This is a genomic window from Vibrio sp. A8-1 (assembly GCF_013048685.1).
Taxonomy (GTDB): Bacteria; Pseudomonadota; Gammaproteobacteria; order Enterobacterales; family Vibrionaceae; genus Vibrio; species Vibrio metschnikovii.
In genome coordinates, this window is record NZ_VHTC01000013.1 from 84,873 (window position 1) to 91,799 (window position 6,927).

5 protein-coding genes, 1 tRNA gene, 1 rRNA gene and 2 riboswitches are annotated in these 6,927 nt (G+C 44.6%); all 7 genes read right to left on the reverse strand.

Annotated features, from left to right (window positions below; all coding sequences use genetic code 11):
* Positions 1–207: a sulfur carrier protein ThiS gene (thiS, locus tag FKN93_RS09305; protein WP_004393834.1), complete on the reverse strand. Its 207-nt coding sequence runs from the start codon at positions 205–207 to the stop codon at positions 1–3.
* Complete coding sequence (locus FKN93_RS09310; RefSeq protein WP_170904973.1) at positions 207–1,007, reverse strand: HesA/MoeB/ThiF family protein; 801 nt, start codon at positions 1,005–1,007, stop codon at positions 207–209. The genes thiS and FKN93_RS09310 overlap by 1 nt, the downstream gene beginning before the upstream one ends.
* Positions 994–2,310, reverse strand: a complete 1,317-nt coding sequence (gene thiE / locus FKN93_RS09315) for a thiamine phosphate synthase (protein WP_170904974.1) — start codon at positions 2,308–2,310, stop codon at positions 994–996. Before thiE ends, FKN93_RS09310 begins: the two co-directional genes overlap by 14 nt.
* A 3-nt stretch (positions 2,311–2,313) precedes the next feature.
* A complete protein-coding gene (gene thiC / locus FKN93_RS09320; protein ID WP_249374169.1) occupies positions 2,314–4,248 on the reverse strand; it encodes a phosphomethylpyrimidine synthase ThiC in 1,935 nt (644 codons plus the stop codon).
* 106 nt (positions 4,249–4,354) lie between these two features.
* Positions 4,355–4,453: riboswitch (TPP riboswitch) on the reverse strand.
* Between the two features lie 60 nt (positions 4,454–4,513).
* Positions 4,514–5,860, reverse strand: a complete 1,347-nt coding sequence (locus FKN93_RS09325) for a voltage-gated chloride channel family protein (RefSeq protein ID WP_158137547.1) — start codon at positions 5,858–5,860, stop codon at positions 4,514–4,516.
* A 342-nt stretch (positions 5,861–6,202) separates the two neighbouring features.
* Positions 6,203–6,276: riboswitch (Fluoride riboswitch) on the reverse strand.
* Positions 6,277–6,496: 220 nt separating this feature from the next.
* A tRNA-Asp gene (locus FKN93_RS09330) sits at positions 6,497–6,573 on the reverse strand.
* A gap of 86 nt (positions 6,574–6,659) precedes the next feature.
* Positions 6,660–6,775 (reverse strand): 5S ribosomal RNA (gene rrf / locus FKN93_RS09335).
* Between the last annotated feature and the right edge of the window lie 152 nt (positions 6,776–6,927).

The following is a 6,927-nucleotide window of genomic DNA, read 5'->3' on the forward strand; positions in this document are numbered from 1 at the left end:
TTAACCTCCTGCGATGGCTTGAAATATGGCAATCGTGTCACCGTCGTTAACTATGGTTTGCTCCCATAAACCTTGGGGAATAATGCCATCATTAAGCGCAAATACACTGCCCACGGTGGGTAACTGTAATTGCTGTTGTAATTCAGCAATGGTGATCGGTTGTGCTAATTGCTGCAGCTGTTGATTAATAGTCACAGAGATGGTCATTAGGTAATCTCCTCTTGGTGAAAATGATCAGCAAAAGATGACGTTGCTGTTGAAGATGCTGAATGACACACCGGACAGTGAGGATCAGCCGCTAGTCGCCATTGCTGCCAACTTAAGTTGTGTCCATCAAAATAGTGCAGCTGTTGATATTTAACCGAGCCAATATCGAGCAAGACTTGTAAGGTCATTAAGGCTTGTAGATTACCTATCATGCCTACGACCGGTCCAATTACCCCACTATCACTGCAATTACGCGCTGAGTTATGCTCAGCCACTAGACAACGATAGCAAGCGGTATGTGGCTGACGAAAATTAAACGCGATACATTGACCTTGCCAACCAATCGCTGAGCCAGAAATAAGTACAGCGCCATGCTGGAGACAAACTTGGTTTATCGCAAAGCGCGTGACACTATTATCACTACAGTCGACAACAACATCGGCCATCGGTACTTCTATATTTAATAGCGCCTCATCCATCCGCCGATTGACGCAACGGATGCGTACTTCAGGGTTTAAGCGCTGTAGAGATTGCTGTAAAGCAGAGACTTTCGACATGCCTACTTGTTGAGTTTGAAAAGCGATTTGCCGAGATAAGTTAGAGACTTCCACCGTATCGTCATCAGCTAGGACCAGTTGACCAACCCCTGCAGCGGCAAGATATTGGCCTACCGCATTACCTAAACCGCCACAACCAATAATCAACACCTTGCTAGCGAGCAATGTGATTTGCCCTTGCTCAGCAATATCAGGCAAACAAATCTGACGTTGATAACGTAAAAATTGCTTATCCGTTAACATCGGCCACCTCCTGAGTTGATAGCTTTTGCTCCTGCGGCTTACTGGCTAGTTGAGCTTGGAGATGCTTAACTGCGGCGTGTACATCATCGGCCTCAGTAATGGCACGCACGACGGCAACACTGGCAACGCCACATTCCACTACCGATTGAATATTGGTTAAATCAATACCCCCGATCGCTACCGTTGGTAACTCTCCCTTAATGGTACTGTCTCGTTCTATAGTGAGTTGTTGATCGAGAGCTGAGGCTGGCACTAAATATCGATAGTCGGTACTGCTATCTACTAACTGCTGGTATAGCGCCAAACGTACCACCCCCTGAGGACGTGAAGGCATTTGCTTGGTTGTGGTAGGAAAGATATGCCCTAATGCGATATAACTCGGCCTGATTTTTAACGCGGTCAGTAATTCAAAGTAACCATGGGTTGATAACCCTAAGTGGATGTTAGCCTTAGCTAAAGCATCAAGATCCGCTGTTTGTAGATCTTCTTGTCCCAAGTGAACACCAAATGCACCATGCTTAAGCGCCAATGGCCAATAATCATTAATAAAGACCTGAGCTTGATATTGACGGCCCAATTCAATCGCACGAACAATTTGCTGTTCTAAATCAACTTGCTGAGGATTTTTTATCCGTAGCTGAAGTGTGTTTATGCCGAGCTTAAGCAAGGATTCTACCCAAGCGATATTATCCACCACCGGATAAAGACCTAAGCTCTGTTTAGCCAGTGAAGGAAAGCTAAACGCTACTGTTTTTTCAGTTTCTTCGATCAAGCAGGACTGCACTGCTGGGAAATGCCCATAATCCTTTGGCCATGTTTCACGTGAAACATTCAGCGCAGCCCTAGCGATGCATAAAGCATCTTCAAGGGCAAATTCCAAACATAGTGCCGCGACCAACCACGCTAAATGATGCCAAGCCTGAGCTGGAGATAACATCGCCCCCGATAGGAACATTAATTTACCATCGGTGTGTCGACAAATATCCCTTTGCTGACCTTGATAGGCAGCGCCAATCAACACGGTGGCTGAGTCTAGGTTATCAATATCACTATCGCTCTTACTCGACTGATAGCCAATGGCAATAGATGCCAAGTTTTGCCGTGATGGCTCTGAGCCTGAGAAAGAAGGAAAGAGATCCGTCTGCAACGAGTAACGATGCTGGCCAAGCAGCTGCATCGATTGGGTTGGACTAACGCCCAACTCAATCGATTCGATCGCAAAACCTTGCTGCTTAGCAAGCAATAATGCTTGCTGAACGGCTCCCGTTAACTCAATACAATGAGCAGGGATTAATAGTTTCACGCTTTATTCCTCCGCTGTCACCGCTGGATGATACAACTGCGAACCGGAGGCTCGAAACTCTTGCGATTTTTGCTGCATGCCTTGTAAAGGACTTTCCAGCATAGTCACCGAAATAGCCTGATCCGCCGCCACTTGCTGTGCATCGTTAGCGTACTCTCTCACTTCTTGAGAGATCTTCATCGAGCAAAATTTAGGACCACACATTGAGCAGAAATGAGCAACTTTGCCAGATTCTTGCGGTAAAGTTTCGTCATGAAAAGCTTTAGCAGTGATCGGATCAAGCGATAAGTTGAATTGGTCTTGCCAACGAAATTCAAAACGAGCCTTCGATAACGCATTATCTCTTACCTGAGCACCGGGATGACCTTTCGCTAAATCCGCCGCATGAGCTGCCAACTTATAGGTAATTAAGCCGGTTTTTACGTCTTCTTTATTCGGTAACCCTAAATGCTCTTTGGGCGTCACATAGCACAGCATGGCGCAACCAAACCAGCCTATCATCGCCGCACCAATTCCTGACGTGATATGATCATAACCCGGTGCAATATCGGTGGTTAAAGGGCCTAAGGTATAAAAAGGCGCTTCATGACAATGCTTAAGTTGCTCGTCCATATTGGCTTTAATCATATGCATCGGTACATGGCCAGGCCCTTCGATCATCACCTGAACATCATACTCCCAAGCAATTTTAGTCAACTCACCAAGGGTCCTTAGTTCGGCAAATTGCGCCTCATCATTGGCATCAGCAATCGATCCAGGACGTAAACCGTCACCAAGCGATAAGGAAATATCATATTGAGCACAAATCTCGCAAATCTCACGAAAATGGGTATATAAGAAATTTTCTTGGTGATGGGCAAGGCACCATTTGGCAATGATAGAGCCGCCACGGGAGACAATCCCAGTAACACGTTTTGCGGTCATCGGTACATAACGCAACAGCACGCCAGCATGAATGGTAAAATAGTCAACCCCCTGCTCCGCTTGCTCTAACAAGGTATCGCGCATCACCTGCCAGGTCAGATTTTCAGCAACGCCGTTAACCTTTTCTAACGCTTGATACATAGGAACAGTGCCTATAGGTACTGGACTATTACGTAAAATCCACTCCCGAGTTTCATGAATGTTACGTCCAGTGGATAAGTCCATTACCGTATCTGCCCCCCAACGGGTGGCCCAAACCAACTTCTCCACCTCTTCTTCAATAGAAGAGCTCACTGAAGAATTACCGATATTCGCGTTCACTTTGACTAAAAAGTTGCGGCCGATGATCATGGGTTCAGATTCAGGATGATTGATATTACAAGGAATGATCGCTCGTCCAGCCGCGACCTCTTGACGGACAAATTCAGCGCTAATTTCAGCCGGTAAATGAGCACCAAAGTTTTCACCTGGGTGCTGATGATTCAGCTGCTGATCTTGATACTCTCGTCGCCCCATATTTTCACGTAAGGCGATAAACTCCATCTCAGGAGTAATCACTCCTTGTTTGGCATAATGTAACTGAGTGACGCGTTTACCCGCTTTGGCTCGTCGAATATCAGGCAGCTGACCATATCTCAGCTCATCGAGAGTTTCATCGGCTAAGCGCTGACGGGCAAACTCTGAACTCATCACCGGTAGCGTTTCAATATCACCACGCTCTGCAATCCATGAATCACGCAGCTTAGGTAAGCCATGCTTTAAATTGATCGTATAGTTTGGATCGGTATAGACACCTGAGGTGTCATAAACAGGGATGGGTTGATTTGCTGAATAGATCGGTGCTTGTTTAGTGCCACCAATCAAGCTATCAGCCAAAGTAATTTCGCGCATCGGTACACGAATATCTGGTTTCGAGCCTTGAATATAAACTTTATTAGAATTGGGGTAAGGTTGAACTGAAAGTGAATCAATAAACTGTTTTGCTTCCAGTCTCGCTTGTTTACGAATCGACATAGCATTTTCCTGTGTTATTCATTAGGGATAATGCTTGACGGAAAGATGCAACAAGAGGGGATCAACAGATCAGTGGTGTGTAGATAGGGTTACAATAAGACACCACAAATTGTCTTCTCTTGTTCCCTTCGCAGGTATTAGCCTGATCAGGTTCAACGGATCCCGAATAAACGGTCTCAGCCATATGGCACTCCGACAAGTGAAAACTAGCATACAAGATTATATAAATTTAGCAATCTAGTGATAACAGCAAAATAGTTAACAGTTATTGCTTATTCTTTTTACTCGCCATCGCCTGAGCGACGGTTTGGTCTATTTTAGGTGGTTGATAAGGAGAAATACGTTTAGCCACCGCAATACGTTGTGAACCATAAATACCAGTATGACCACTGGCGTAATAAGCAATAAAACAAACTAAAGCAAAGTAGATCAGATGATCAGCCCCAAACAACTCAACCCCCATAATAATGCAAGCTAGAGGAGTATTGGCGGCGGCGGCAAACACCGCTAAAAAGCCTAGCGCAGCGAACAGCTCAACCGGTGCCCCCATTACCCATGCAAGGAAATTACCTAGTGTGGCTCCAATAAAGAATAAGGGAGTAACTTCGCCACCTTTAAAGCCAGCAGCTAAAGTTATTGCCGTTAAAATCAATTTTAATATCCAGCTATTCCATTCAGCGCCACCGGCCTCAAATGCAGAAGTGATGCTCACTCCACCTTCACGTATAGGATAAACACCAATACCAATATAATCATAGTTACCAATTAACTTAACGATAGCAATCACTAACAAACCACCACAAAATACAATTAAATAAGGATTGCGTAACCTACGTAGAAACCAAGCTTTCAAGCCTGATGTTAGTTCACTAAACAATAAACCCACTAAGCCAAATATCACGCCAGCAATCAATATCTTGCCAGTTAAAATAAAATCAATCGATATAGGATGCTCAAACAAACTATTGAACTGGGCAAAGCCGATATTGTAGTGCGTATGATGAGCCCCTACCGCACTGCATACCACATCCGCTAAAACCGCAGCAATCAATGCCGGTAGTAATGCTTGATATTTAATCCTACCGACTGACAGGACTTCCACGGCAAAAATAGCTCCCGCAATCGGGGTGCCAAACACCGAACCAAACCCCGCGGCAATTCCTGCAACCAATATAGAGCGTTGATCAGATTCATCCAGTTTAAACACGCGACTAAACCAAGCTGATACCGCGCCGCCAATTTGCACCGCCGTACCTTCCCGTCCCGCAGAGCCACCAAATAGATGAGTAACTACCGTCGCAACGAGTACAAAAACACTCATCCGAAAAGGAATTTTCTCATTCGATTGATGAATTTGGTCGATAATCAGATTATTACCACGCTCGGAAATACCTCCCCACTGGCGATAAAAAAATACTAATCCTAAACCAGCAATAGGAAGCCCATAAATTAAATGCGGGTTATCGACACGAGTCTGAGTCGCAACTTCCAAAGCCCATAAGAAAAAAGCATTCATCAAGCCGACTAAAATTGCTAATGGGGTAACTAGCAATGTCCAACGTAATGTTTGTAGTACAACGTGAGGTAAATGATCCAGAGATTTGATAGACAAAATTTATGCTCCCAATGATGTACAAATCATTTAATAATGATTTGCTTCACTTCCACCGATCATCATTCAATAACGAGATTCAGCGCTAACTAAATAGATAACAGGCATAATAATAGTCGTGATTAATGTAAATAACGTAGCGAAACACTGATTAAGCGTCTTTAAAAAGCGTTAACTTTATAATACTGAATAATAAGCAATAAACGGTGTGAGGATAAAATTGGTTCTTTGAGGTGTGCATCATTGCTTCACTCTTAACAAAAGGGATAAAACGCAATGATTCTGTGATGAGCCAAATGAGCTGTACACAGACACAACAAGAACTTATCTTGTTATCTCATTGCATGTACAGACGTCATCAGCTTGAAAAGCGGTTTAGCATAACTGCTAGGTGGAACATCATCACCTAGCCGCATTTTACCTAACCAACAGCATTAAACAATACTTAGAATAAGGTTTATTTTGGGACTCTATCAGTGGAGCGGACGGGACTCCCTGCTATTAAAAACAGGCGCGCCCCCCGGCGTGACAGGCTGGCATTCTATTCAATTAAACTTATCCGCTGTCTGCTTTTCTTTCGTATTAATAACGAACAACAAAAAAATCCCCAGCATTGCTGCTAGGGACTCTTATCAGTGGCGGAGCGGACGGGACTCGAACCCGCGACCCCCGGCGTGACAGGCCGGTATTCTAACCAACTGAACTACCGCTCCACATTGTCTTGTTACTCGATAAAGTCTGATTGGCTGCTTTATTGAGTTTCTGTCTTCAGACCTTAGGTCTAAACACAAGTATTAAAGCCTGGCGATGTTCTACTCTCACATGGGGAGACCCCACACTACCATCGACGCTGTTTCGTTTCACTTCTGAGTTCGGCATGGAATCAGGTGGGTCCAAAACGCTATGGTCGCCAAGCAAATTTGGTTAATTCGGAAAGCTGTTTTCATTCTCTACACATTCAATGCACTTCTTTGAGTCCACCAAAACCCCTTGGGTGTTGTATGGTTAAGCCTCACGGGCAATTAGTACAGGTTAGCTCAACGCCTCACAGCGCTTACACACCCTGC

Excerpts from the sequence above, each read along its gene's own strand:
- thiC (WP_249374169.1), bottom strand. The coding sequence starts at position 4,248 with ATGTCGATTCGTAAACAAGCGAGACTGGAAGCAAAACAGTTTATTGAT.
- thiS (WP_004393834.1), bottom strand. The coding sequence starts at position 207 with ATGACCATCTCTGTGACTATTAATCAACAGCTGCAGCAATTAGCACAA.
- FKN93_RS09310 (WP_170904973.1), bottom strand. The coding sequence starts at position 1,007 with ATGTTAACGGATAAGCAATTTTTACGTTATCAACGTCAGATTTGTTTG.